Raw genomic sequence first — 24,749 nt, forward strand, 5'->3', positions numbered from 1 at the left:
AGTGTCGCGTGTGATCTGAGTCTCGCGGTCCACGGGCGGCGGTACGGCGGGGAGTCGGCGATGGGACCGTCCATGGTCCGACGCCACAGGCCCCGTGTGGGTTACGCTCAGCGGGACCTCAGAGAGACCCGCGTCACAGTGAACCCGGGATCACCCGACCGCCGGCACACGTCGGCGGTAGGCGAGACACGACAGTAGGAGAGAGCGCATGGCCGTTCACGGCAGGTTCCTCAAGGCGGCGGCGGCCGCATCCATGGTCGCGGTGCTCACCGCGGCCTGTGGCAACGGTGGTGGTGACGAATCCGACGAGCAGGCGGAGGCAGGCACCTCGGGCGTCGGCCCGATCACCTTCGCGATGGGCAGCAACGACACGGACAAGCTCCGTCCCGTCATCGAGCAGTGGAACGCGGAGAACCCCGACCAGGAGGTCACCCTCCGCGAGCTCCCCGCCGAGCAGGACGGCCAGCGGGACACCCTCACGCAGTCCCTCCAGACCGAGAGCGGCGAGTACGACGTGTTCGCTCTCGACGTCACGGACACCGCGTACTTCGCGGCCAACGGGTGGCTGCAGCCGATCGAGGGCGACACCGAGGTCGACACGTCCGGCCTGATCGAGGCCGCCGTGGACTCCGCGACCTACAACGGCACGCTCTACGGCATCCCGCAGAACACCAACGCCCAGCTGCTGTACTACCGCACGGACCTCCAGCCGGAGGCGCCCGCCAACTGGGACGCACTGGTCGCGTCCTGCGAGGCCGCCGAAGGCGCCGACGTCGACTGCCTGCAGACGCAGCTCAGCCTCTACGAGGGCCTCACCGTCGCCGCCACCCAGTTCATCCACAGCTGGGGCGGTCAGGTCGTGGGTGACGACGGGCAGACCCCGGAGCTCGACACCGATCAGGCACGCGCCGGCCTCACCGCCCTGGTCGACGCCTACCAGAACGGCGTGATCCCCCCGCAGACCGACGCCTTCACGGAGGAGGAGACCGCGCAGGCCTTCCTCGCCGGCGAGACCATGTACTCCTACAACTGGCCGTACATGTACGAGTCGGGCCAGTCCGATCCCACGTCCCAGGTCCAGGGCCGGTTCGAGGTCGCACCCATCGTCGGCCAGGACGGCGCAGGCCGGTCCACCCTCGGCGGCTACAACAACGCCATCAACGTGTTCTCCGAGAACAAGGCCACGGCGCAGGCGTTCCTCGAGTTCATCATCTCCGAGGACGTCCAGATGGGCTTCGCCGAGCAGTCGTTCCCGCCGGTCCTGTCCTCGATCTACGACGACGAGGCGCTGCAGCAGGAGTTCCCGTACATGCCAGCCCTCAAGGCGGCTCTCGAGAACGCCGAGCCGCGCCCGGTCACGCCGTACTACCCGGCGGTGTCCAAGGCGATCCAGGACAACACGTTCGCCGCGCTGCGTGGCGAGAAGAACGTCGAGCAGGCGCTCACCGACATGAGCGCCGCGATCGACCAAGCGGCTCAGTGACACCAGAGTCTGAACAGCAGGTATGACATCACCGCGCTGATGGGCCCCGGGTAGCATTCCCGGGGCCCATCGGCCGTCGTGGTGAGGGCGGGTGCGATCCGATGAGGAGCTGCAGCGATGACGACGAGTGAGAAGTCCCCGGCGCCACTGGTCGAGAAGAGATTCGACTGGCGTCCGGTGTGGATGGTGGGCCCCGCGCTCGCGATCCTCGCGGTGGTGATCGGTTACCCGGTCGTCCGTGCGGTGTACCTGTCCTTCCAGGCCGACCGCGGCCTCGATCCCGCCACGGGGATGTTCTCGGACGGTGGGTTCGCCGGGTTCCAGCACTATCTCTACTGGCTCACCCAGGCGTGCCCGGCCCGGGGCGGCGACGGCACCATCCCCTGCCCGCCCGGTGTCTCGGCCGTCGACTTCTGGCCCGCCATGGGCAACACCCTGTTCTTCACCGTCACCACCGTCTCGCTCGAGACCGTGCTCGGCTTCGCCATGGCGGTGGTCATGGGCAAGAGCATCTGGGGACGCTCGCTCCTGCGCGCGGCGGTCCTCGTGCCGTGGGCGATCCCCACCGCCGTCACCGCCAATCTCTGGGCGTTCATCTTCGCCCCCAACGGGATCGCCAACACGATGCTGGGCACCAACATCGCCTGGACCACCGACCCGTTCTACGCCCGTATGGCCATCATCATCGCGGACGTGTGGAAGACCGCGCCCTTCATGGCGCTGCTGATCCTCGCCGGGTTGCAGATGATCCCCGGGGACGTCTACGAGGCGGCCCGAGTGGACGGCGCCTCACGGTGGCAGCAGTTCACCAGGATCACGTTGCCGCTGGTCCGGCCGGCCCTGATGGTGGCGATCCTCTTCCGCACCCTCGACGCGCTGCGCATGTACGACCTGCCCGTGATCCTCGTGTCGGCCAACTCCGGCTCGCCCACCGCGACGGTGTCCATGCTGGTGGTCAACGAGATGCGGATGGGCAACTTCAACAGCGCGTCCGCCATATCGACACTGGTGTTCCTGCTGATCTTCGCCGTGGCGTTCGTCATGGTGAAGTTCCTCGGCGCGAATGTCGTCGATGACCGCACCGGCAAGAAGGAGGAGATCCGGTGAGTCACCGAGCGCCTGAACCGTCCACGTCGTCCACCACGCGGCCGCCCACCTCGTCGTCGTCACACCCCGGTCTCCACGATCGGGACACCAACGACGACCTCCGGCCGCCCCGCAAGCCACTCGGCCCGAGGATCGGCACCTACATCGGGGCCCTGCTCATCCTGATCTGGGGGCTCGCGCCGTTCTACTGGATGCTCGTCACCGCGTTCCGCGACAACCGGTTCGTGTTCTCCGCCAGTCCCGTGCCCTCGCACCTCACCCTGGACAACTTCCGTGAGGCACTGGCCACGGACGCGGGCAACAACTTCTTCGGTGCGATCATCAACTCGGTGATCATCAGCTCCATCACCACCGCGCTGGCGCTTCTCTTCGGCGTCTTCACCGCCTATGCGCTCGCGCGGGTGGACTTCCGCGGGAAGTTCCTCGTCACCGGCGTGATCCTGGCCGCGTCGATGTTCCCCGGCGTCGCGCTGGTCACGCCGCTGTTCCAGCTGTTCACCGACATCGGGTGGATCGGCACCTACCAGGCGCTCATCATCCCCAACATCTCGTTCGCGCTGCCCCTGACCATCTACACCCTGACCTCGTTCTTCAACGACCTGCCCTGGGAGCTGGAGGAGGCGGCGCGCGTCGACGGCGCCACCCGCGGCCAGGCGTTCATCAAGATCATCCTGCCGCTCGCCGCGCCGGCGTTGTTCACCACCGCGATCCTGGCGTTCATCATCACGTGGAACGAGTTCCTGCTGTCGCAGCAGCTGTCCAACTCCTCGACCGAGCCGGTCACCGTGGCGATCGCCCGGTTCTCCGGGGTCAACCCCTACATCCCGCCGCACGCGGCGATCATGGCGGCGGGTGCGCTCGTCACCGTCCCGCTGGTGATCATGGTGCTGATCTTCCAGCGACGGATCATCTCCGGCCTCACCGCCGGCGGTCTGAAGAGCTGACCGGTCGTGGCTCGGAGCGGAGGGGACGCGCTCGGGACCCGGCAGCGGCTGGAGGTCCTGGGCGGGTTCGTCGGGTTCTTCACCGTGCTCGCGCTGGTCAACGCGGTCGGCCTGATCGTGGTCGGGCGCCCGTCGATCCTCGCCTCGTTCGTGCTGGTGCTCATGCTCGCGGCGTCCGGTTACACCTTCCGCGTGTGGCGCCGGGCCGACCGCGCCGTCAACCGCGGCTGAGTCCGCCCCTCAGCGACGGAGCCGGGCCGTCAGCGGCCGTCGCGCCAGGCCACCAGCGACTCCACCAGATCCAAGGGGTAGTCGGGCCCGTTCAGGCCCACGGTGAACAGCGTGACGCCCTCGGCCAGCAGGGCGTCCGCCGAGCGCCGCGCGTCGTCGGCGGAGGCGGCGCCGCCGATCTCGGTGGAGCGCTCGATCTCAGCCGGGTCCCGACCGGCGTCGGCGCAGTGCCGGGCCAACACCGCGGACTTGTGACGGTAGGTCTCCACGTCCACGAACGAGTGCCAGATGTCGGCGTGGCGGGCCACGTGCTTCAGGGTCTTGCGCTCGCCCCCGCCGCCGAGGAGCACCGGGATGTGCCGGGTCGGGGGAGGGGTGAGCGTGGCGAAGCGACGGTCGATCCGCTCGAGCGAGTCGCCGAGGTCGTCGAGGCGCGACCCCTTGGTCCCGAAGTCGTACCCGTACTCGGCGTAGTCCCGCTCGAACCACCCGCTGCCCAGGCCCAGGATCAGGCGGCCGCCCGAGATGTGGTCGACGGTGCGGGCCATGTCCGCCAACAGGTCCGGGTTCCGGTAGCTGTTGCAGGTGACCAGCGCGCCGATCTCGACCCGCTCGGTCTGCTCGGCCCAGGCGGCGAGCATGGTCCAGCACTCGAAGTGCGCGCCGTCGGGGTCGCCGTAGAGCGGAAAGAAGTGGTCCCAGTTGAACACCACGTCGACGCCCGCGTCCTCGGACCGGCGGACGGCATCGCGCAGGAGACCGTAGTCGGGCGCGTGCTGCGGTTGGAGTTGGACGGCGATGCGGACCGGGCGGTCGGTGGTCGGGGTCATGCGCCCAGTCTGGTCCGTATCGCCGCCCGGCGCACCCGACCCGCGATGTCGCCGGGTGCACACGAGTCGCGCACCCGGGCGCGGGTCGGATGCACCCCAGCCCTCGCTACCGCTCGCGTTCGAGGAGGAACCAGAAGTGCTCGCCCTCGTGGAGGGTCCCCCGGCCGTTCATCACGGCCAGGAGGGTGTCGGGGTCGACGACGGCGAAGTGGTCGATCACCGGCAGCCGGTCGTACACCATGGAGGCGCACGGGCGGCCGCGGAACGAGACCTCCCAGAGCGAGGCGCCGCCCCCGCCGGTCGCGGAGGTGTCCGGGACGACCGCCCCGGACTCGTCGGTGACCAGGATCGGGTCCACCTTCCGCGGGTCGGTGAAGTCCTTGCCCCACCAGCGCATCTGCCCGAGCATCGCGAACATCGGGTGCCCGGTGTCGAGGCCGGTGCCCTTCCACCGGGTCCCGGCGATCTCGTCGATCCCGGCGGGCTCCAGTGAGTCCCACAGTGCCGTCACCCGGTCGGTGGGGACGGTCTCCAGGGCCCGGATCGCGGCCAGCTCGTCGGTGTGCGGCGCGCTCACAGCCCGTACGTCTTCCCGATGATGTCGCGCTGGACCTCGTTGGTGCCGCCGTAGATGGTGGACACCACGGCCTGGCGGACGAGGCGCTCCATGCCGTACTCGGTGGCGTAGCCGTAACCGCCCATGGACTGCATGCACTCGAGGGTGACCCGCTTGCTCAGCTCGGAGGCCTTGAGCTTGGCCATGGAGGCCTCGCGCGGGAAGAGTGCCTGGGGGTCGGACTCGTCGATCTTCCTGGCCACGGCGTAGACCAGCAGGCGGGTGGCCTCGATCTCGGTCGCCAGGTCCGCCATCCTGTGCCGGATGACCTGGAACGTGCCGACGGGGCGGCCGAACTGCTCCCGCTCGCGGATGAACGTCAGGCAGTCGTCGAAGGCGCGCTGGGCCACGCCGAGCTGCATGGCGGCCAGGATGAGCCGCTCGGTGTTCAGGCCGGTCATGAGCTGCTTCCAGCCGCCGCCGACCTCGCCGATCACCGAGTCGGCGGGCAGGCGGACGTCCGTGAAGTACAGGTCGTTGACCTCCTTGCCGCCCATGGTCTCGATGCCGGTGATCTGCAGGCCCTCGATGTCGGCCGGCACGTCGAACATGGTGATGCCCTCGTGCTTGGCGCCGGACGAGTCGGTCCGCGCGACAAGGAGGATCCGGTCGGCGAAGTGGGCGTTGGAGCACCAGGTCTTCTGGCCGGTGATCACCCAGTCGTCGCCGTCGCGGACGGCCTTGCAGCGCAGCGCCGCGACGTCCGACCCGGCGCCGGGTTCGGACATCGAGATGGACAGGGTCCCGCCCTTGACGACCAGGTCGAGCGCGCGTCTGCGCTGCTCCTCGGAGCCGAACTTCTGGTAGGCGGCACCGGTGATGAGGGTCGGGCCGATGCCACCGATGGGGGCCAGGCCGCGCAGCGAGTGCTCGAGCAGCAGGCACAGTTCCACGGCTCCGGCGTCGGCGCCGCCGTACTCCTCCGGGACGGTCAGCCCCAGCCAGCCGAGCTCGGCCATCTTGGCGTAGATCTCGGGCGAGTGGGTGCCGCCCTCGGTGGTGAGCTCCCGCCGCTTCTCGGCGCTTCCGACCTCGCGCGCGCAGAAGTCGTCGATGGACCTGGCGAAGTCCCGCTGTTCTTCGGTGAGGATGTCGAACACGTCTGGCCTCGGTTTTCTGTCAGGGGGTGACGGTGGCGGGCACAGTCGACTACTGTGGCCCGTATCACGGACGGTACATCAAATATATGTGATCGGAAACTGGAGGGAACCCGAATGACGACCACCGAACCCAGCAAGACCGGCCCCACGCTCGCGAGCCTGGATCCCCGCGACGGCACGGTCCTGGCGGAGTACCCGATCGCCGGACCCGAGGAGGTGGCGCTCGCCGTCGAGCGTGCGCGCGCCGCCGCCCGCTGGTGGGCCGCCCAGGGTCCGCGCGGTCGTCGGGAGTGGCTGCTCGAGTACAAGCGGGCGATCGCCTCCCGCTCCGACGAGTTGGCCTCGCTCATCTCCGCCGAGACCGGCAAGCCGGACGAGGACGCGACGCTCGAGGTCATGCTCACGGTGAGCCACCTGGAGTGGGCGGCCAAGAACGCCGACAAGGTGCTGCGCCGCCGCTCGGTGTCGGCCGGACTGCTCATGAGCAACCAGGCGGCCTACGTCGAGTACCAGCCGTACGGCGTCGTCGGCGCGATCGGCCCCTGGAACTATCCCGCGTTCACCCCGATGGGCACCCTCTCCTACGCCATGGCCGCCGGCAACGCCGTGGTGTTCAAGCCCAGTGAACTCACGCCCGGAGTGGGCGTCTGGCTCGCCGAGGTGTGGAACTCGCTCGGCGCCTCCCAGCCGCTGTTCCAGACCGTCACGGGTGACGGCTCGACCGGCGCCGCGCTGTGCAGGGCGGGCGTGGACAAACTGGCGTTCACCGGGTCGGCCGCGACGGGCCGCAAGGTCATGGCCGCGTGCGCGGAGACCCTCACCCCCGTCGTCATCGAGGGCGGCGGCAAGGACGCGTTCCTGGTGGACGCCGACGCCGACCTGGACTCGGCCGTCGACCAGGCGGTCTTCGGCGCCATGGGCAACGCGGGGCAGACGTGCGCCGGCGTCGAACGGATCTACGTCCACCGGGACGTCCGGGACGCCTTCGTCCACAAGTTCACCGCGAAGGTCCGGGCGCTGACCCCCGGCACCTCGGTGACCTCCAGCTACGGCCCCATGACGCTGCCGTCCCAGATCGACATCGTCCGCCGACACGTCGAGGACGCGCTGGCCCGGGGTGGCACGGCCGTCATCGGGGGCGAGGAGTCGGTGGGGGAGCGGGTCGTCGAGCCGGTCGTGCTGGTCGACGTGCCCGAGGACTCCACGGCGATCACCGAGGAGACGTTCGGGCCGACCGTCGTCATCAACTCGGTCGCGGACCTCGAGGAGGCGGTCGAGAAGGCCAACGCCAGCAGCTACGGCCTCGGCGGCGCGATCTTCACCGGCAACCGCAAGCGGGGACTGGCGCTGGCGGAGAAGCTCGACGTGGGCATGGTGTCGGTCAACGCGTTCCTGGCCTTCGCCGGGATCCCCTCGCTCCCGTTCGGTGGGTCGGGCGACTCGGGCTTCGGCCGCATCCACGGCGCCGACGGGCTCCGGGAGTTCTCGCGGCCCAAGGCCATCACGGCACAGAAGTTCGCCGCCCCGCTCAACCTCATGACCATGACCCGCAAGCCGAGGGACATCAAGGTGGTCAGGTGGATGCTGGCCAACGTGCAGGGAAAGCTGTGATCTCCCGATGACCGCCACCGCCTCGAACAGAACGACGCCGGAGGAACTCCGGGACACGACGACGACGAGCTCCGCGGACGCGGGACGGCGCACCCTGCCCGGGGTGTTCGGACCGATCCCGTCCGAGCTGGTGGCCGACGCCGCCGTCGAGCACCCGCTCACGGCGTCGCCGCCGCTCAGGCCGGGCCGCTGGTACTGGCGGGATCTCATCGCGTCCCTCGACCCGGTCGCCGACGCGGCGGAGATCCACCGCATCACCTCCTCCTACGAGTTCCCCTGGGACTACCAGCGGGCACTCGAGCTGGCCCTGTACCGCACGTACTGTGTGCCCTCGGTGTCGGCGGTCCTGGAGCAGGCCGGCCAGTTCCGCGACAACCCCCAGAAGCGGTACGACGACACCGCGTTGCTGATGGTGGAGCTGGTCGAGCACGGGTACGACTCGCCGCGCGGCAAGGAGGCGCTGCGGGTGATCAACCGCCAGCACGCGCGGTACGAGATCACCAACGACGACATGCTGTACGTGCTGTCGACGTTCATCTACGAGCCGCTGGAGTGGATCGACGCGATCGGGTGGCGGCGCCTGCACCCCCACGAGCGACTGGCCGCGTTCCACTTCTACCGCGGGGTGGGGCAGCGGATGAAGATCGCCGACATCCCGGAGGACATCGGGGAGTTCCGCCGGTGGCGTGACGACTACGAGGCCCGCACCTTCCGCTATGACCGGAACAACGAGCTCATCGGCACGTACACGCTCGGTCTCATGTGTTCCTGGTATCCGGAGGCGGTCCGCCCCGCGGTCCGCAAGGTGGTCCTGTCGCTGGTGGACGACGACATGACCCGGGCCTTCGGCTTCCCGTGGCAGCCGCCGGGACGACGCAGGGCCGCGTACGCCGCGCTGCGGGCCCGGTCCGCGGTGGTCCGGTGGCTCCCGGTACGTCGACGGGCGCTGGGGTCGAGCGCGACCGAGAACCGGACCTACCCCGGGTATCCGAACGGCTACCGGCCCGCCGACCTGGGGGCCTGCCCCATCCAGCAGCGGGACCGGATCGAGGGCTGCCCGGTGATGCACGGCGGCGGGGAGGGACGGGGAGAGGACCGCGCATGACCACCGCCTCCGCTCCGCCGAGGCCCCCCGGGGCTCCGGCCCGCTTCGCCGCCGACGAGCGGTGGGGGCGCCGGGCGGCACGCCTGCTGCGGCCGTTCGCCGACGTGCGCTCGGGTCCCACGCCCGCCGATCGCGCGCGGATCTCCGAGGCGTTGATGTCCGGTGACCCGCGTGCCGACGCGGTCCTGGAGGCGATCGACAGGGGTGAGACCTCCATGGCGCGGGTGCGCGAGGCGCTGAGGGCGGCGGCGGCCGGTGAGTCCTCGCTCCCGGGGGAGCCGGCCGAGGTGGGCGACTTCGTCGGTGCCGTCACCGAGATCCCCGACTGGCTGGACCCCGACCTCGCCGACCACGGTGCCCGGGTCTGCCTCCGCGCCGGGCTGACCGGACAGGATGTGCTCGGTGATCTCGCCCTCCTCGGCGGCTACCGGCCGGCGGCCACGACCGAGGTGCTCACCTCGACCGGTCGCCTGACCGGGGAGGGGACCGCCACGCGGGTCGCGGAGACCATGGCCTGGTGGCACGCGGTCGCGGCACCTGACGGCTGGCGCCCGGGGAGTGCCGGCTGGGAGATGACCGTGCACGTGCGGCTCATGCACGCCCGGGTCAACCGCGCGATGCTCGCGAAGGGGTGGGACACCTCGGCCAAGGGGCTGCCCATCAATCAGGCGGACATGGCAGCCACCAACGGCCTGTTCTCCGCGACGTTCCTGTTGGGCACCCTCGTGCTGGGCATCCCGCACTCACGCGCCGACGGGCGGGCAGTCATGCACCTGTGGCGCTGGATCGGCCACGTGATGGGCGTGGACCCCGACTTCCTCCACGACCGACCGCGTCGAGGCCTGCGGGACATGTACCACTTCCTGCGCACCTCGCCGCCGCCCGACGCCAACTCGGCGGTACTCGCCGAGGCGCTGCTGGAGTCCTACGGACTGTCCGACTTCCCCCGCTTCGCCCCGGTGCGCCGCCGCCTGGACGTGGCCAGACACCGCAGCCTCGCGACCTACCTCAACGGCGTCGCCGGGATGCGCGAGTTGGGCCGGCGGCCCGCGTTTCCGTGGTATCCGGCCCTGGTGTTCCCGGCCAACCTCGTGACCCACGGGGCGGCCGCGGTGAGCCCGAGGCTGCGTACCGCACTCGAGGCCCGCGGCTACCGGCGCATCCGTCGGCAGATCACCCGCTACTCCCGCGGGACGGTCGCCCCGCTGGCCTGAGGCGAGTCCGGCCGGCCCCGGGTGACGAGGGCCGCGGCCGTCAGCGGGACAGCAGGGTGAGCCGCGCCAGTTCGCCGAGTCGGGCGGTGGCCGAGGGGTGGAAGCCCGAGCCCTGCCCGCCGTCCAGCACCACGGCGAGGGCGGCGTGGACCCGGATCCGGGCCGTCGCGTCGTCGACGGCGGATCCCGCAGGCGCCGCCTCGCGGACCAGCCCGGCCCAGCGCTCGAGCTGGCGCAGCTGGGACCGGCGGATCCGCCGCCTGTCGTCGGGGTCGAGGGTGCCGAGTTCCGAGTGGTAGAGCATGAGCTCGGGTCCGTGGGAGAAGGAGATGGAGACGTACTGGTCGAGCAGATCGACGAGTGCCCGGGCGGGGTCGTCCCCGGAGCCGTGCAGGGCGGCGTGGCGGTCGAGTAGGTCGGAGACCAGGGTCGCGGTCCGGTCGACGGCTGCGGTGAGCAAGGCGGACTTCCCGGGGAAGTGCCGGTACAACGCCGACGCGGCGACGCCCACGTCGGCGCCGATCGCCTCCATCGTCACCTCGTCGTAGCCGGAGGAGTGGAACCGGGCTATCGCGGCGGTGATCGCGCCCTCCCGGGTGGCGGCCCCGCCACGGAGCCGGCCCGGTGCCGTGGGCCCGGGCGCGGGCGGGTGTTCCGCTCGCGGAGTCGGCGTCGACCTGACGCCCGGGGTGGATCCGGCCAGGTCCGCCGCGATCGACTGCATCAGCGCCACCGCGCCCGCTTCGGTGACCTCGATGCGGTGATGGCCGAGCGAGGCGATGCAGGCGAGGATGGCGCCGGCCGCGCCCCGGGTCCCGGTCCGGGCGACAGCGCCGTGTCCGCGGATCGCGTCGGAGAATCGCTGGCGGATCCGGATGTCGGCCGCCACGACCGCCGCCCGGTCCTCCGGCGTGAGATACCGGATCTGCCAGCGGTACAGCGCGGCGCGGGAGCGGTGGGTCAGTGTCGCCCGGGTGACCGAGTCGACCAGGTGGTCGAGGTCATCGGAACCGGACGTGGCGGCGTCGAGTTCCCCGACGAGCGTGGCGACCGCGTCTCGGAACATCGCGTACTTGCCCGGGACGTACCGGTACAGCGCACCGGGGGTCACCGCGAGTCGATCCGCGATGTGCTCCACACGGGTCGCGTGGTATCCGCGTCGAGTGAACTCCTCGGCCGCGGCCAGCGCGATCTCCGCACGTCGGGACCCCGGTGGAGGGGCGTCCGGGAACCTCGTGGGCAGTGGTGGTGACGATGTCATGACCTCTCGGATCTCGTGAGGGCGGATCGGGGTGTGATCTTGACAACAGCGGATACAGTGGCCATAGTAAACCCGAATTCACAGATATATGTGATCGAATCCATGTGAGTGTCTCGAGTGCGTCGTCGCAGACCGGCTCGGGACGGAAGGGACAACCCACCCATGTCAGTGCCCGAGGCCTACATCTACGACGCGGTGCGCACGCCACGCGGTAAGGGCAAGTCCAGCGGTTCGCTGTACAGCGTCGCCCCGATCGACCTCGCCGTCGGCGTGCTGCGTTCGCTGGTCGAGCGCAACAGCGGTCTCGATCCCGCACAGATCGAGGACGTCGTCATGGGCATCGTCGGTCCGGTCGGTGAGCAGGGCGCGGTGTTGCCCCGCATCGCGGCCCTCGCCGCCGGACTGCCCGAGACGGTGGCCGGGGTGCAGCAGAACCGCTTCTGTGCCTCCGGGCTCGAGGCCGTGAACCTGGCCGCGCAGAAGGTCCGCGCGGGGTGGGAGGACCTCGTCGTCGCCGGTGGCGTGGAGTCGATGTCGCGGGTCCCGATGGGCTCCGACGGCGGCGCCTGGGCGCAGAACCCCCGGGTCAACTACTCCACCTCGTTCGTCCCGCAGGGGATCGGCGCGGACCTCATCGCCACGATCGAGGGCTTCTCCCGCGGGGACGTCGACGAGTTCGCCGCGCGGTCGCAGGAGCTCGCCTCCGCCGCCTGGGACGAGGGCCGCTTCGCGCGCTCGGTCATCCCGGTGGTCGACTCCGCCGGTCTGGTCGTGCTCGACCATGACGAGCACATCCGGCGGGGCACCACCGCCGACGATCTCGCGTCACTCCGGCCGTCGTTCGCGGCGCTCGGTGAGCAGGCCGGTTTCGACGCCGTGGCGCTGCAGAAGTACCACTCGGTCGAGCGCATCGACCACGTCCATCACGCCGGGAACTCCTCCGGGATCGTCGACGGTGCCACCGCGATGCTCATCGGCAACGCCGAGGCCGGCGAGCGCAACGGCCTCGCGCCGCGCGCCAGGATCGTCTCGGCCGCCGTCATCGGTTCGGAGCCCACGATCATGCTCACCGGCCCCACCCCGGCCGCCCGCAAGGCCCTCGCCAAAGCCGGCCTGACGATCGACGACATCGACTTGTTCGAGGTCAACGAGGCGTTCGCCGCCGTGCCGATGAAGTTCGCCAAGGACCTCGGGGTCCCCATGGAGAAGATCAACGTCAACGGCGGCGCGATCGCCATGGGGCACCCCCTCGGCGCGACCGGCGCGATGATCCTCGGCACCGCCCTGGACGAGCTGGAACGTCGCGACGCCCGCTACGCCCTCGCGACCCTGTGCGTGGGTGCCGGCATGGGCATCGCCACCATCATCGAACGCCTGTAGACGACCCGGCCGCCAGCCTTGACAAGGACGAGAAAAACCCCAATGAGCAGCGAATTCACCAACACCATCACCTACGAGCGCGACGCCGACGGCGTCGTCGTCCTCACCATGGACGATCCGGGTCAGAGCGCCAACACCATGAACGCCGACTACCTGGCGTCCATGGAGGCGGCCGTCGACAGGCTCGCCTCCGAGGTCGACGAGATCACCGGCGTGATCCTGACCTCCGCCAAGAAGACCTTCTTCGCCGGCGGCGACCTGGCCGACATCCTGTCGATCCCCGCTGACGGGGCGGACCTGGCCGTGGCCACCGTCGAGCGGGCCAAGGCGCCACTGCGGCGACTGGAGACCCTGGGTAAGCCCGTCGTGGCCGCCATCGCGGGTGCCGCGCTCGGCGGCGGTCTCGAGATCGCGCTGGCCACCCACCACCGGATCGTGGTGGACTCGCCCGCGATCCAGCTGGGCCTACCCGAGGTGAGTCTCGGTCTGCTGCCCGGTGGCGGCGGGATCGTCCGCACCGTGCGCATGCTCGGTGTGGCCACGGCCCTGACGGAGGTGCTGCTCGAGGGCAGGCGCCTGCGTCCGGGCAGGGCCCACGAGCTCGGGCTCGTCGACGAGCTGGTGGCCGGCCCCGACGACCTGGTGCCCGCGGCGAAGGCGTGGATCGCCGCCAACGCCGACGATCCCGAGGCGGCGACCCAGCCGTGGGACCGCAAGGGCTACCGCATGCCCGGGGGCACGCCGTCGAGCCCGGCGCTCGGCGCCACCCTCCCCGCGTTCCCCGCGATGCTGCGCAAGCAACTCAAGGGCGCGCCGTACCCGGCCCCCGTCGCGATCATGGCCGCGGCCGTGGAGGGCGCCGGGGTGGACTTCGCCGCCGCCCAGGCGATCGAGGCCCGCTACTTCGCCGGACTCGCCACCGGGCAGACCGCCAAGAACATGATCCGCGCGTTCTTCTTCGACCTGCAGAAGGCCAACGGGCTCGCGAAGGCGTACGGGTCGGCTGACCGCGAACCGATCACCAAGGTCGTGGTCCTGGGCGCCGGGATGATGGGCGCGGCGATCGCCTACGTGTGCGCCAAGGCCGGTATGGAGGTCGTCCTCAAGGACATCGACCAGTCCGCCGCCGAGCGGGGCAAGGGTTATTCGGAGAAGCTCGTCGCCAAGACCGTCGCCCGCGCCGCCGAGGGCGAGGCCCGGGACGCCGCGCAGGCGAAGGGCGAGGCGCTCCTGGCGCGCATCACCCCCACCACCGACGCCGCGGCCGCCTCCGGTGCGCAGGCCGTCATCGAGGCCGTGTTCGAGGACCCGAAGGTCAAAGAGACGGTGTTCGCGGAGATCGCGCCGCACATCGCCCCGGACGCGCTGCTGTGCTCCAACACCTCGACCCTTCCCATCACCATGCTCGCGGGCGGCGTGGACCGGCCGGCCGACTTCATCGGCCTGCACTTCTTCTCGCCCGTCGACAAGATGCCGCTGGTCGAGATCATCAAGGGCGCCGAGACCTCGGAGAATGCCCTCGGGCGCGCCCTGGCACTGGTCGCGCAGATCGGCAAGACCCCCATCGTCGTCAACGACTCCCGCGGGTTCTTCACCTCGAGGGTCATCGGGACCTTCACCAGTGAGGGCATGGCGCTGCTCGCCGAGGGCGTCCCCGCGCCCACCGTCGAACAGGCCTCCTCGCAGGCCGGCTACCCGGCGCCGGTGCTCGCGCTGATGGACGAACTCACGTTGACCCTGCCCCGCAAGATCCGTGACGAGACCCGCCAGGCGGCCGAGGCAGAGGGCCGGCCGCTGCCCGACCACCCGGGCAACGCCGTACTCGACACGATGATCGACGAGCACGACCGCAAGGGCCGCTCCACCGGCGCCGGCTTCTACGAGTACACCGACGGCAAGCGCTCCGGACTCTGGCCGGGCCTGGCGGAGGCTTTCGGCCCCGCCACCGAGATCCCGCTGCAGGACGCGATCGACCGGATGTTGTTCGCCGAGGCGATCGAGACCGTCAAGTGCCTCGACGAGGGCGTGCTGGAGACCACCACCGACGCCAACGTCGGCTCGATCCTGGGCATCGGCTTCCCGGGCTGGACCGGCGGCGTCGCCCGCTACATGGACCAGTACCCGGGCGGCCTGCCCGGCTTCGTCGCCCGCGCCGAGGAGCTCGCCGAACGCTACGGGGACCGTTTCACCCCGCCGGAGTCCCTGCGGTCCAAGGCCGCCTCCGGCGGCACCTACGAGGAGGTCCAGCCGTGATCCGTACCCGCTTCACCGAGGAGTTCGGCGTCCGTCATCCGATCGTCCAGGGCGGCATGATGTGGGTCGGCCGCGCCGAACTCGCGGCCGCCGTGTCCGAGGCGGGGGCGCTGGGAATCATCACCGGGCTCACCCAGCCGACGCCCGAGGACCTGGTCCGCGAGATCGCCCGGTGCCGGGAGATGACCGACCAGCCCTTCGGGGTCAACCTCACGATCCTCCCGTCGATCACGCCGCCCCCGTACGCGGAGTACCGCCAGGCGATCGTCGAGTCGGGCGTGAAGATCGTCGAGACCGCCGGGTCCAACCCCAAGGACCATCTCCCTGTCTTCCACGACGCCGGCGTCAAGGTCATCCACAAGTGCACCTCCGTGCGGCACGCACTCAAGGCTGAGAAGCTCGGCGTGGACGCCGTCTCCATCGACGGCTTCGAGTGCGCCGGACATCCCGGTGAGGACGACGTCCCCGGTCTGGTGCTCATCCCCGCCGCGGCGGCCCGGCTGACCATCCCGATGCTGGCGTCCGGAGGCATCGCCGACGCCCGCGGCCTCGTGGCCGCACTGGCCCTGGGGGCCGACGGCGCCAACATGGGGACGCGGTTCATGTGCACGGCCGAATCGCCGGTCGCGGACCAGGTCAAGCAGCAGATCGTCGCCAACTCCGAGCTCGACACCACGCTCATCTTCCGCACGCTGCACAACACCGCGCGGGTCGCGGCGAACGCCGTCTCGGCGGAAGTGGTGGCCAGGGAGGCCGAGGGCGTGGAGTTCTCCGACATCCAGCACCTCGTCGCCGGGGCCCGGGGCCGCAAGGTTTTCGAAGACGGCGACCTGGACGCCGGCATCTGGTCGGCGGGTCAGTGCCAGGGCCTGATCGACGACGTGCCCACCGCGGCCGAGCTGGTCGACCGCATGATGGCCGAGGCCGAGTCGATCATCACCGACCGGCTGGCCGGCATGGTCGCCGCCGCGGAGACGGTCCGATGACCCCCACGGGCCGGGACGCGGTCATGGTCGACCGCGACGACCTGGGTGTCGCGACTATCAGCATCAACCGACCCGACCGGATGAACGCGCTCGACCACCCGACGGTGAGCGCACTGGTGGAGATCATCTCCGAGCAGAGCCTGGACCCCGACACCAGAGTCATCGTGCTCGCCGGCGAGGGCGGGGCGTTCACCACCGGGGCGGACCTGCAGGCCATCCGGGAGGGAGCCGACGACGCTCCCGGTCCCGACGTCACCATGGACAACGCCGCGGCTCTGGTCCGCGCGGTGCTGACCGCCCCGGTTCCGGTGATCGCCGCGGTCAACGGTCCGGCGGCGGGGGTGGGCGTCTCGCTGGCGCTGGCCTCCGACCTCGTACTCATGGCCGACGACGCGTACCTGCTGTTCGCGTTCACCAACATCGGGCTCATGCCGGACGGCGGGGCCAGCGTGCTCCTCCCCGCGGCGGTCGGCCGCTCCGTCGCCTCCCGGATGCTGCTGCGCGGGGACGCCGTGTCGGCCGCGGAGGCCCGGGAAGTGGGGTTGGCCCTGGACGTCCTGCCCGCCGCGGACCTGCGACCCGCCGCCGCAAAGCTGGCCCGCCGCCTCGCCCGCGGCCCGCGCCGCGCACTGGAACTGACCAAGCGCGCCGTCACCGGGGCCACCCTCGCCGAGCTGGACGCCGCCCTGGCACGGGAGCACGAGGGACAGTGCGAACTCCTGGTGTCCGACGACTTCGCCGAAGGGGTCGCCTCGATCCTCGAGAAGAGGCGCCCCGACTTCTCCTGACCTGGTTCTCCACCCTCACCGCTCCCCACGAAAGGCCGACTCATGACCACCGCCACCATGGACCCAGTCGCGGAACTCCACGCCGCCCGTCGCAACCACTGGAACACGTGGGTGGCCACCCACGCCGAGATGAACCCCGACGGCGAGGCGCTGCGCTACCTCGGCCAGACCACCACCTGGTCGCAACTACACGAGCGCAGCGGCCTCTTCGCCGACGCGCTGGCCCGTCGTGGGGTCGCCAGGGGTGATCGGGTCATGCTGATCACCCTCAACAACCCGGAGTTCGTCGAGGCGGTGCTCGGCATCAACCGGTTGGGTGCCATCGCGGTGCCGGTGAACTTCCGCCTCACCCCGGCCGAGTTGGCCTACCTGGTGAGTGACTGCGCGCCGAAGGTCGTCGTCACCGACGCCCTGCTCGCCCCGCTCGTCGGGGCGATCCGTGCCCAGGGTGAGGAGCCCGGAGACCACATCGTGATCGGCGGCGAATCCGGCACCGAGAACCAGACCACCTTCGCCGACGCGCTGGCCGAGGAGGGCGAACCGCATCCGCCGGTCGACGTCCCGGAGGACTCCACCGCCCTCATCATGTACACCTCGGGCACCACGGGTCGGCCCAAGGGCGCGATGCTCTCCTACGAGAACCTCACCGCCCAGTCCCTGACCTGTATCCGGGTGTTCCGGCTCTTCGACGAGGAGGGGCGCGCACTGTGCGCGGCCCCGATGTTCCACATCGCGGCGCTCGGTTCGATCGCCCCGAGTCTCCAGCTCGGCGGCGTCACGGTGGTCCACCCCCTGCAGGCCTTCGACCCGTCCGCACTGCTCGACACCCTCGAGGCGGAGCGGATCACCAGCGTCTTCCTCGTGCCGGTGCAGTGGCAGGCCGTCTGCGCCGAGCAGAAGGCCCGCCCGCGGACGCTCGTGCTGCGCAACATCTCGTGGGGTGCGGCCCCGTCCACGGACACGATCCTGCGCGCCATGTCCGAGACGTTCCCGGACGCCCTCAACTGCGCGGTGTTCGGCCAGACCGAGATGAGCCCCATCACCTGTGCGCTCGACGGTGACGACGCGATCCGCAAACTCGGGTCGGTCGGCAAGGTCATCCCCACCCTGCAGGCCCGTGTGATCGACGCGTTCGGGGAGCCGGTCGGTCCCGGCGAGGTGGGCGAGATCGTCTACCGCGGACCCACCACCATGTCCGGCTACTGGAACAAGCCCGCGGAGACCGCGGAGGCCTTCGAGGGTGGCTGGTTCCACTCCGGTGACCTGGTCCGGATGGACGACGAGGGCTTCGTCTACGTCGTGGACCGCAAGAAGGACATGATCATCTCCGGCGGTGAGAACATCTACTGCGCCGAGGTCGAGAACGTCATCGCCGGCCACCCCCGGATCCGTGAGGTCGCGGTGATCGGTCGCAAGGACGAGAAGTGGGGCGAGGTGCCCGTCGCGGTGGTCGCCCAGCACGAGGAGGAGGGCCGCGCGGACATCACCCTCGACGAGCTGACCGGGTGGCTACGCGACAAACTGGCCGGCTTTAAGCTGCCCAAGCACCTCGTGCACGTGGAGGAGCTGCCGCGCAACGCCAGCGGCAAGGTGGTCAAGGGCGCGCTCCGCTCGGAGCACGGCTCCACGGGTGTCTGACCCGGCGGCCGAGTCGACGTCGGAACCCGGATACCACTGACATGGTCTTCCAACTCCCCGCGGGCCGAGGCCCGGTGGTCGATCTGGCGGGACAGGTCGGATCGCTGGTCGGCTACTCGGTGTTCACCCTGCTGAGCTGCGTGCGCACGGTCGCCACGGGGCGGCTCTCGCTCGCCGAGACCCGCGACCAGGCCCTGTTCGTCGCGCGGGTGTGCTCGGTGCCGGCGTTGCTATTGATGCTGCCGGTCGGCGTGCTCGTCGCCGTGTCGGTGGGGGAGTTGGCGGGCCGACTGGGGGCGGCCGGGTACGCGGGCGCCGTCGTGGCCTTCGTCGTGGTGGGGCAGGCGTCGGCGCTGGTCTGCGCGCTCATGCTGGCCGGGGTCGGCGGCTCGGCCATCTGCGCGGACCTGGGCTCCCGCACCATCCGCGAGGAGGTCGAGGCCATGGAGGTCATGGGGCTCGACGTGATCGAGCGGCTCGTGGTGCCCCGCGTCATCGCGACAGTGCTGGTCTCCCTGGTGATGTGCGCCCTGGTCACCGCGATGGGGGTGACCGCGTGTCTGATCTATCAGGTGTACGGCCAGGGGGAGTCGGCCGGGGCGTTCCTGTCCACCCTGAGCGCCTACGGCCGGCCCTCCGATCTGTGGATGGCGATGGTCAAGTCGGTCGCGTTCGCCGTGGTCTCCGCTCTGATCGCGACGTTCAAGGGGCTGCACGCCAGTGGCGGGTCGAGCGGGGTCGCGGACGCGGTCAACGAGACGGTCGTCCTGGCCTTCGTCACCGTGTTCGTGATCAACACCGTCATGTCGGCGGTCTACGGGCTCGCCGTGCCGTCGGTGGGGAAGTACTGACATGACCTCCCTCCCCGTCACCGACACGAGCGCCGCCCAGCGGCTCCGGGCATCCCGGCCGGCTGCGGTCCTGGCGCGCACCGCCACCGGCATGGCCGAGGTCGGCCGGCACGTGACCTTCGCGGGTCGGGTGCTCCTCACGCTGCCCACCGCGTTGGTGCGCTACCGCAAGCAGGTGGTCAAAGAGGTCGTCGACGTGGGCTTCGGCTCCAACTCGTTGATCGCCGGCGGCGGCACCATCGGCATCGTCCTGGCCATGTCGGCGGTCGCGGCGATCATGGTGGGCGTCGAGACCTACCGCGGTCTGGACCTGATCGGCATGACCAGCCTGTCCGGGATGCTCTCGGCGATGGCCAACACGCGCGAACTCGCGCCCGTCGTGGCCTCCATCGCCCTGGCCGCCAAGGTGGGCACCGGCTTCACCGCCCGGCTGGGCTCGATGCGGATCTCGGACGAGATCGACGCCCTCGACGCGATGTCCGTGCCGACGATCCCCTACCTGGCCGGGACCCGGGTCATCGCCACGATGATCTGCATCGTGCCGCTGTACGCCGTCGGACTGGTGGCGACGTACATCGCCACACGGGTGGTGGTGGTGCACGTCAACGGCGGCTCGGCGGGTACCTACGACTACTTCTTCCACATCACCCTGGGACCCGAGGACGTCCTCTACTCGCTGATCAAAGCGGTGGTGTTCGCCCTGGTGATCGTGCTCGTGCACTGCAGCTACGGGTATCACGCGACGGGCGGCCCCGAGGGCGTCGGGCGGGCCGCGGGCCGTGCGCTGCGGACCAGCATCCTCCTCATCGGGTTCATCGACATCGTGCTCACCTTCGCCCTGTGGGGCCTGGTGCCCGAGGTCCCGGCGTTGGGGATCACGTGAGGCGGCGTGTGGCGGGACCGACGCCCGAGCGGACGCTGGCGGTCCGCGGGCTGGTCGCGAGTGTCGTGGCCGTGGTGCTGGCGGGGTTCCTCGTCGCCCGGGGCGCGGGCGTCCTCGACCCGGGGGCGACGGTGACGGCGGTGCTGCCCTCGGAGGCGGGCCGGGTCCCGGTCCACGCCCCCGTCCATCACCTCGGGGTGAAGGTGGGTGACGTGCGGTCGTCCATCGGTGTCGTGTCAGGTGACAGTTCGGGTGACGACGACGAACCGGGCACGAGGATAGAGATGCTGATCGCCCCGGAGCACGCGGAGCGCATCCCCTCCGACGTCGTCGTCCGTGCGGTCCCGCGGACACTGTTCGGGGACGTGCGCCTGGACCTGGTGACCCCGGGCGAGCCGGGGACGACGCGCCCCGCCGGAGGGCTCGACAGCGGAGACGTCCTGGCCGCCGACCGTTCCGAGGAGGCCGTGCTCCTCTACGACGTGTTCACCCGCGCGAGCGACCTGCTGGTCTCCATCGAACCCGAACGTCTGCAGGTCACGCTCACCGCACTCGATCGGGCCCTCGACGGCCGGGGCGAGATGCTGGGGAGGGTCATCGGGGACGTGGACCGGGCGGGTGAGCACCTGTCGCCCGCGCTGGAGGAGACCGCCGGTGCGTCCTCCGCCCTCGCCTACCTCGCCGAGGACCTGGCAGCGGCCGGCCCGGTGATCCTCGAGACCCTGCAGGAGGCGACGCGGCTCTCGCAGATCGTGGTGGACCGCCCCGATTCCCTCGGCCGGCTGCTCGACGCGGGCCTGGCGGTCACCGGGTCGGGCGCGCACATGGCCGACCGGACCGTGACGGGTGCGATCCGACTGGTCGACGACACCGGGGTGGTGTTCGACCGGACCGCCCGGAACCCGCACGGGGTCATCCGGACCCTCTACGCCATGCGCCCCATGGGGGAGGCCGGGGAGGCGGCGTTCTCCACGGGGCGGTTCACCATCACGGCGGTCCCGTCGTTCTCCGACCCCATGCCGTACGGGCCCGAGGACTGCCCCCGCTATCCCGACCTGGCCGGGTCGACGTGTTCGGGTGCGGCGTCCCCCCACCGCGGGACCGGTCTCACGGTCGCCGCCGCCTCGGAGCGGGACCTGATCCGGGAACTCCAGGCGGCCGCCGCGTCCGAGCCCGGGTCGCCCGTGCCTCCGCCCGCCGATCCCGAGGTCGCGCCCGATGCCGCGGCGTGGACCATGCTCGGTCCGCTCGTGCGGGGTACCGAGGTGACGATCCGATGACGAGTCACCGCGGTCTGCGTCCGGCCCTGGGGCTCTTCGTCTACTGCCTGGTCGGGGTCCTGTGCACGGTGCTGGTGGTCAACACTCTCCGGGTGCCGATCGGGTGGGGAGCGCGGGCGTACGGCGCCGAGTTCACCGACGTCGGCGGGCTCGGCCCGGGCTCCGAGGTCACGGTCGCCGGCGTCCGCGTGGGCAGGGTGCTCGGAGTCGGGCGGGAGGTCGGCCCCCTGGGCGAGACGATCGCCGTCGTCGACTTCGAGGTCGAGCGCTCGGCGCCGGTCGCGAGTGGCGCGCGCGCGTCGGTCCGCTACGGGGACATGCTGGGCATCCGCTATCTCTCCCTCGATCCCCCACCGGACGGCGGACCGGCCGTCGGCGGTGCCGACCCGCTGCCGGAGGGGACGCGTATCCCGCTGGAGGCCACCACCGATCCCGTGGACCTCACCGCGCTCGTCAACGGGTTCAAGCCGCTGTTCGAGGCGGTGCGGCCGGACGAGGTCAACACCCTCTCGCGCACCGTGGTCGCCGCGTTCCAGGGCGAACCGGGTGCCATGGACGTCCTGCTCGCCCGCCTGGCGCTGCTGAGCCGGGACATCGTCGGCAGGCAGGACGTGTACACCCGGCTCGCGGACAACATCACGGCGCTCAACACCACGCTCACCGAGCGGGAGGAGGACCTCCAGCGGCTGGTCAGGGGACTCGACACCGTCTCCGGGGCGCTCGCGGACGGCGGCGGGAACGACCTCGCGGTGCTCATCGAGCGCGGGGACGCGGCCACCGCGACACTGGCCTCGATGCTCCGCGAGACCGATCCGGATCTCCGCGCGAGCGTGGACGCCGCTCGTCACACGACCGACGGGTGGATCCCCAACACCCCGGCGTTCGACACCGCGATGGGCAAGGCCCCGCTGTTCGCCCGGGAGGTTAACGCCCAGGCTCAGAAGGGTGGCTTCCTGGCCCTCTACATGTGCAACTTCACGGTCAAGTGGGACGACTGGGAGACCAGCCTGTTCGGTTACCGGAACTCGGGGGCGTGCCGATGAGTCCGATCACCATGGTGCGGGAGAGTCTGGTCGACCTCGTCCGCGACCCGAGGCACACCCGTCGCGGCAACACCGTCTTCGTGGGAGCCACGTCGATCCTGCTGGTCATCGCGATCTTCGCGGCGAGCATGGCCCTGCCCCGACTGTGGTACGTCCTGCGCACCGACCACTACGCGGCCGAGTTCGCCAACGCCGGGGGGTTACGGACGGGGGACCCGGTCCTGGTGGCCGGCGTGCCCAGTGGCCGCGTGGACTCCCTGACGTTGGAGCACGGGCTCGCGGTGGTGGGGTTCCGGCTCGACCGGGGCCAGGACCTGGGCGAGGCGAGCACCGCCACGATCGGTCTCAAGTCGATCCTCGGGAACAGGTTCCTCGAGGTCACGCCGGCGGGCGGGGGGGACCTCGGCCCGCACCGGCGGATCGGGGTGGAACGCACCACGTCGCCGTACATGATCGACGACATCGGGGGAGCGGTCACGGACCTGGCCGAGGAGCTCGACACGAGGGCCGTCAGCGCGATGATCGACAGCCTGGACAGCATCCTGCCGCAGGACGCCGGGGCCGCCGGTCAGTCGATCGACGACGTCTCCGCGGCCCTGGGTCTCCTCGCCCGCGAGGACGCGCGGATGTCCGGGGTGGTCACCACGACCCGCGAACTGACCGGGGTCCTCGTCTCGCAGGAGGCGGGTATCCGAGCTCTGACCGACCAGTCACTCGTGCTGGTCACCGTGCTCACCCAGCGTCGTGAGGCGCTCAGCTCCCTCGTGTCGTCCCTGGAGGATCTCGCGACCCGGGTGCGGGTGCTGCTCGACGAGGAGGCCGAGGACGTGGACCGCGTGCTGGGCAACATGCGCTCGATCAGCGAGACCTACCAGAGGAACATCGACGCGATGGACGAGGTGCTCACCCGGATGCCACCAGGACTCCGCGCGGTCACGGACGCGACCGGGAACGGCCCGTGGACGGATGTCGCCACACCGACCGGCCCGATCCCGGATTCGGCGCTCTGCGCCCTGGGGGTGATGGACGGATGCAACTGAGACGTGTGAGCCGGACCAGGGTCGTCGCGATCGTCGTCACCGCCCTCGCCGCCGTCCTGGTGTTGGCCTCTCTGCTCTCCGGCGCCCGGGGAGACGGCGGTCGCCAGGTGATCACGGCCGAGTTCGCCTCCGCCGAGGGCGTGTACGTCGGTTCGCAAGTCCGGATCGTGGGGGTCGAGGTGGGGATCGTCGAGAAGGTCGAGCCGACGGGGGACCTCGCACGGGTGCGGCTCTCACTGGATCCCGGTACGCGGTTGCCCGCGGACGTGGGGGCTGTGGTGATGAACCCGGCCGTCATCGCCGACCGGTTCGTCGAGCTCACCCCCGCCTACGTGGGCGGGCCGACGTTCCCGGACGACGGGGTGATCCCGGCCGAGCGGACGCGGGCACCCCTCGACTTCGACGAGTTCGTCTCCAGCCTGGACACCCTGAGCTCGGCGTTCTCGCCCGGAGCCGACGAGGTGGCACGTGGTCTCGACCGGGGGGCCGAGGCCCTCGACGGCCGGGGGGAGACGCTGAGCCGGGCCATCCGGAACCTGTCCACGGTCTCGGCGGTGGGCGGGGACCGGGCCGAGGATCTCGACGCGATCGTCACCGAGCTCGCGGTGCTGATGGACGCCGCGGGCGGTCGCGACCAGACCATGCGCGACCTCGTGCTGGGACTCGACGACCTGGGTCGGCAGCTCCGGGACGACCAGATCGACGTGGCGGCCCCGGCGGAGGACCTCCGTGTGATCCTCGACGAACTCGACGCGATCGTCGCCGCGCGCGGGGACGACATCACCGGGACGACCGCCGCGACCCGCGAGGTGACGGCGTTGTACGCCCGCCACCGCGCGGACTTCGCGGAGTTCCTGGATCTGTACCCGGTGATGATGGAGAACCTCGCGGCCGGGATCGGACCCGACGGCCGCGCGCGCATCCGCCTCAACGTCTCGTCCAACATCACCCACTTCGCCCGTGGCCGCGAACTCTGCCGACGTGAGCCGCTCCCACTGTGCACGGGCGCCGGCCTGACCAACCCGCTCATGTTCCCGGTCGAACAGAGTGACCCGATCGGCCTGGTCGGGGCGTTCGAACGAGTCGCGGGGGGTGGGTGAGCGCC

At 70.7% G+C, this 24,749-nt stretch carries 22 protein-coding genes; 18 read left to right on the plus strand and 4 right to left on the minus strand.

All coding sequences use genetic code 11. The annotated features are described in order from the left end of the window. Window positions 1-208 precede the first annotated feature (208 nt). From ABD250_RS17425 to ABD250_RS17440, 4 genes are all read left to right on the plus strand, one after another. A complete protein-coding gene (locus tag ABD250_RS17425; protein ID WP_179523949.1) occupies window positions 209-1,483 on the plus strand; it encodes an ABC transporter substrate-binding protein in 1,275 nt (424 codons plus the stop codon). A 117-nt stretch (window positions 1,484-1,600) separates the two neighbouring features. Continuing rightward, complete coding sequence (locus ABD250_RS17430; protein WP_182657734.1) at window positions 1,601-2,590, plus strand: carbohydrate ABC transporter permease; 990 nt, start codon at window positions 1,601-1,603, stop codon at window positions 2,588-2,590. Beyond that, complete coding sequence (locus ABD250_RS17435; RefSeq protein WP_182657732.1) at window positions 2,587-3,534, plus strand: ABC transporter permease subunit; 948 nt, start codon at window positions 2,587-2,589, stop codon at window positions 3,532-3,534. The genes ABD250_RS17430 and ABD250_RS17435 overlap by 4 nt, the downstream gene beginning before the upstream one ends. 6 nt (window positions 3,535-3,540) lie before the next feature. Continuing rightward, the gene (locus ABD250_RS17440; RefSeq protein WP_095718898.1) at window positions 3,541-3,765 is read left to right on the plus strand and encodes a hypothetical protein; all 225 of its coding nucleotides are present in this window, start codon (window positions 3,541-3,543) and stop codon (window positions 3,763-3,765) included. 29 nt (window positions 3,766-3,794) lie between these two features. Here ABD250_RS17440 and ABD250_RS17445 read toward each other — a convergent pair whose 3' ends face one another. From ABD250_RS17445 to ABD250_RS17455, 3 genes are all read right to left on the minus strand, one after another. Beyond that, entirely contained in the window at window positions 3,795-4,595 is an 801-nt protein-coding gene (locus ABD250_RS17445; protein ID WP_182657730.1) for an LLM class F420-dependent oxidoreductase, read from the minus strand. A gap of 106 nt (window positions 4,596-4,701) precedes the next feature. After that, window positions 4,702-5,172 carry a GXWXG domain-containing protein gene (locus tag ABD250_RS17450; protein ID WP_179523947.1) on the minus strand — a complete coding sequence of 157 codons (471 nt, stop codon included), beginning with the start codon at window positions 5,170-5,172 and terminating at the stop codon, window positions 4,702-4,704. Further along, window positions 5,169-6,311, minus strand: a complete 1,143-nt coding sequence (locus ABD250_RS17455; RefSeq protein WP_095718895.1) for an acyl-CoA dehydrogenase family protein — start codon at window positions 6,309-6,311, stop codon at window positions 5,169-5,171. The genes ABD250_RS17450 and ABD250_RS17455 overlap by 4 nt, the downstream gene beginning before the upstream one ends. A gap of 114 nt (window positions 6,312-6,425) precedes the next feature. Between ABD250_RS17455 and ABD250_RS17460 the strand changes: the two genes are divergently transcribed. The 3 genes from ABD250_RS17460 to ABD250_RS17470 are packed head-to-tail and all read left to right on the plus strand — an operon-like array spanning window position 6,426 to window position 10,241. After that, complete coding sequence (locus tag ABD250_RS17460) at window positions 6,426-7,922, plus strand: aldehyde dehydrogenase family protein (RefSeq protein WP_182657728.1); 1,497 nt, start codon at window positions 6,426-6,428, stop codon at window positions 7,920-7,922. A 7-nt stretch (window positions 7,923-7,929) separates the two neighbouring features. Further along, window positions 7,930-9,027: an oxygenase MpaB family protein gene (locus ABD250_RS17465; protein WP_182657726.1), complete on the plus strand. Its 1,098-nt coding sequence runs from the start codon at window positions 7,930-7,932 to the stop codon at window positions 9,025-9,027. Further along, the gene (locus ABD250_RS17470; RefSeq protein WP_344393508.1) at window positions 9,024-10,241 is read left to right on the plus strand and encodes an oxygenase MpaB family protein; all 1,218 of its coding nucleotides are present in this window, start codon (window positions 9,024-9,026) and stop codon (window positions 10,239-10,241) included. The genes ABD250_RS17465 and ABD250_RS17470 overlap by 4 nt, the downstream gene beginning before the upstream one ends. A gap of 40 nt (window positions 10,242-10,281) precedes the next feature. Here ABD250_RS17470 and ABD250_RS17475 read toward each other — a convergent pair whose 3' ends face one another. Then, window positions 10,282-11,502 carry a TetR/AcrR family transcriptional regulator gene (locus ABD250_RS17475; protein WP_179523943.1) on the minus strand — a complete coding sequence of 407 codons (1,221 nt, stop codon included), beginning with the start codon at window positions 11,500-11,502 and terminating at the stop codon, window positions 10,282-10,284. Window positions 11,503-11,664: 162 nt separating this feature from the next. Here ABD250_RS17475 and ABD250_RS17480 point away from each other — a divergent pair, with 162 nt between their 5' ends. Genes ABD250_RS17480 through ABD250_RS17530 form a run of 11 tightly spaced genes read left to right on the plus strand, consistent with a single transcriptional unit; the run spans window position 11,665 to window position 24,744 of the window. Further along, a complete protein-coding gene (locus tag ABD250_RS17480; protein ID WP_182659419.1) occupies window positions 11,665-12,882 on the plus strand; it encodes an acetyl-CoA C-acetyltransferase in 1,218 nt (405 codons plus the stop codon). A 42-nt stretch (window positions 12,883-12,924) separates the two neighbouring features. Further along, window positions 12,925-15,135, plus strand: coding sequence for a 3-hydroxyacyl-CoA dehydrogenase NAD-binding domain-containing protein (locus ABD250_RS17485; RefSeq protein ID WP_344393511.1), 2,211 nt, complete (start codon window positions 12,925-12,927; stop codon window positions 15,133-15,135). Continuing rightward, window positions 15,135-16,121: an NAD(P)H-dependent flavin oxidoreductase gene (locus ABD250_RS17490; RefSeq protein WP_182616474.1), complete on the plus strand. Its 987-nt coding sequence runs from the start codon at window positions 15,135-15,137 to the stop codon at window positions 16,119-16,121. Before ABD250_RS17485 ends, ABD250_RS17490 begins: the two co-directional genes overlap by 1 nt. Then, a complete protein-coding gene (locus tag ABD250_RS17495) occupies window positions 16,118-16,909 on the plus strand; it encodes an enoyl-CoA hydratase-related protein (RefSeq protein WP_344393513.1) in 792 nt (263 codons plus the stop codon). The genes ABD250_RS17490 and ABD250_RS17495 overlap by 4 nt, the downstream gene beginning before the upstream one ends. Before the next feature lie 42 nt (window positions 16,910-16,951). Further along, window positions 16,952-18,547, plus strand: coding sequence for a fatty-acid--CoA ligase FadD5 (fadD5, locus tag ABD250_RS17500; RefSeq protein WP_182658542.1), 1,596 nt, complete (start codon window positions 16,952-16,954; stop codon window positions 18,545-18,547). Between the two features lie 41 nt (window positions 18,548-18,588). Next, complete coding sequence (locus ABD250_RS17505) at window positions 18,589-19,398, plus strand: MlaE family ABC transporter permease (protein WP_182658541.1); 810 nt, start codon at window positions 18,589-18,591, stop codon at window positions 19,396-19,398. 1 nt (window position 19,399) lies between these two features. Further along, window positions 19,400-20,281 carry an MlaE family ABC transporter permease gene (locus ABD250_RS17510; RefSeq protein ID WP_182658540.1) on the plus strand — a complete coding sequence of 294 codons (882 nt, stop codon included), beginning with the start codon at window positions 19,400-19,402 and terminating at the stop codon, window positions 20,279-20,281. Window positions 20,282-20,289: 8 nt separating this feature from the next. Next, complete coding sequence (locus ABD250_RS17515) at window positions 20,290-21,561, plus strand: MCE family protein (RefSeq protein ID WP_182658539.1); 1,272 nt, start codon at window positions 20,290-20,292, stop codon at window positions 21,559-21,561. Beyond that, window positions 21,558-22,604: an MlaD family protein gene (locus ABD250_RS17520; protein ID WP_182658538.1), complete on the plus strand. Its 1,047-nt coding sequence runs from the start codon at window positions 21,558-21,560 to the stop codon at window positions 22,602-22,604. Before ABD250_RS17515 ends, ABD250_RS17520 begins: the two co-directional genes overlap by 4 nt. Then, window positions 22,601-23,644 carry an MCE family protein gene (locus tag ABD250_RS17525; RefSeq protein WP_182658537.1) on the plus strand — a complete coding sequence of 348 codons (1,044 nt, stop codon included), beginning with the start codon at window positions 22,601-22,603 and terminating at the stop codon, window positions 23,642-23,644. The genes ABD250_RS17520 and ABD250_RS17525 overlap by 4 nt, the downstream gene beginning before the upstream one ends. Then, window positions 23,635-24,744, plus strand: coding sequence for an MCE family protein (locus tag ABD250_RS17530; protein WP_182658536.1), 1,110 nt, complete (start codon window positions 23,635-23,637; stop codon window positions 24,742-24,744). Before ABD250_RS17525 ends, ABD250_RS17530 begins: the two co-directional genes overlap by 10 nt. The last annotated feature ends 5 nt before the right edge of the window (window positions 24,745-24,749 follow it).

The organism is Dietzia cercidiphylli, assembly GCF_039531545.1.
In the GTDB taxonomy this organism is placed as follows: domain Bacteria; phylum Actinomycetota; class Actinomycetes; order Mycobacteriales; family Mycobacteriaceae; genus Dietzia; species Dietzia natronolimnaea.

Coding starts and splice junctions, on each gene's coding strand:
- ABD250_RS17495 (WP_344393513.1), top strand. CDS start 16,118: ATGACCCCCACGGGCCGGGACGCGGTCATGGTCGACCGCGACGACCTG.
- ABD250_RS17480 (WP_182659419.1), top strand. CDS start 11,665: ATGTCAGTGCCCGAGGCCTACATCTACGACGCGGTGCGCACGCCACGC.
- ABD250_RS17425 (WP_179523949.1), top strand. CDS start 209: ATGGCCGTTCACGGCAGGTTCCTCAAGGCGGCGGCGGCCGCATCCATG.
- ABD250_RS17465 (WP_182657726.1), top strand. CDS start 7,930: ATGACCGCCACCGCCTCGAACAGAACGACGCCGGAGGAACTCCGGGAC.
- ABD250_RS17510 (WP_182658540.1), top strand. CDS start 19,400: ATGACCTCCCTCCCCGTCACCGACACGAGCGCCGCCCAGCGGCTCCGG.
- ABD250_RS17460 (WP_182657728.1), top strand. CDS start 6,426: ATGACGACCACCGAACCCAGCAAGACCGGCCCCACGCTCGCGAGCCTG.
- ABD250_RS17525 (WP_182658537.1), top strand. CDS start 22,601: ATGAGTCCGATCACCATGGTGCGGGAGAGTCTGGTCGACCTCGTCCGC.
- ABD250_RS17485 (WP_344393511.1), top strand. CDS start 12,925: ATGAGCAGCGAATTCACCAACACCATCACCTACGAGCGCGACGCCGAC.
- ABD250_RS17445 (WP_182657730.1), bottom strand. CDS start 4,595: ATGACCCCGACCACCGACCGCCCGGTCCGCATCGCCGTCCAACTCCAA.
- fadD5 (WP_182658542.1), top strand. CDS start 16,952: ATGACCACCGCCACCATGGACCCAGTCGCGGAACTCCACGCCGCCCGT.
- ABD250_RS17530 (WP_182658536.1), top strand. CDS start 23,635: ATGCAACTGAGACGTGTGAGCCGGACCAGGGTCGTCGCGATCGTCGTC.
- ABD250_RS17430 (WP_182657734.1), top strand. CDS start 1,601: ATGACGACGAGTGAGAAGTCCCCGGCGCCACTGGTCGAGAAGAGATTC.
- ABD250_RS17505 (WP_182658541.1), top strand. CDS start 18,589: ATGGTCTTCCAACTCCCCGCGGGCCGAGGCCCGGTGGTCGATCTGGCG.
- ABD250_RS17475 (WP_179523943.1), bottom strand. CDS start 11,502: ATGACATCGTCACCACCACTGCCCACGAGGTTCCCGGACGCCCCTCCA.
- ABD250_RS17520 (WP_182658538.1), top strand. CDS start 21,558: ATGACGAGTCACCGCGGTCTGCGTCCGGCCCTGGGGCTCTTCGTCTAC.
- ABD250_RS17470 (WP_344393508.1), top strand. CDS start 9,024: ATGACCACCGCCTCCGCTCCGCCGAGGCCCCCCGGGGCTCCGGCCCGC.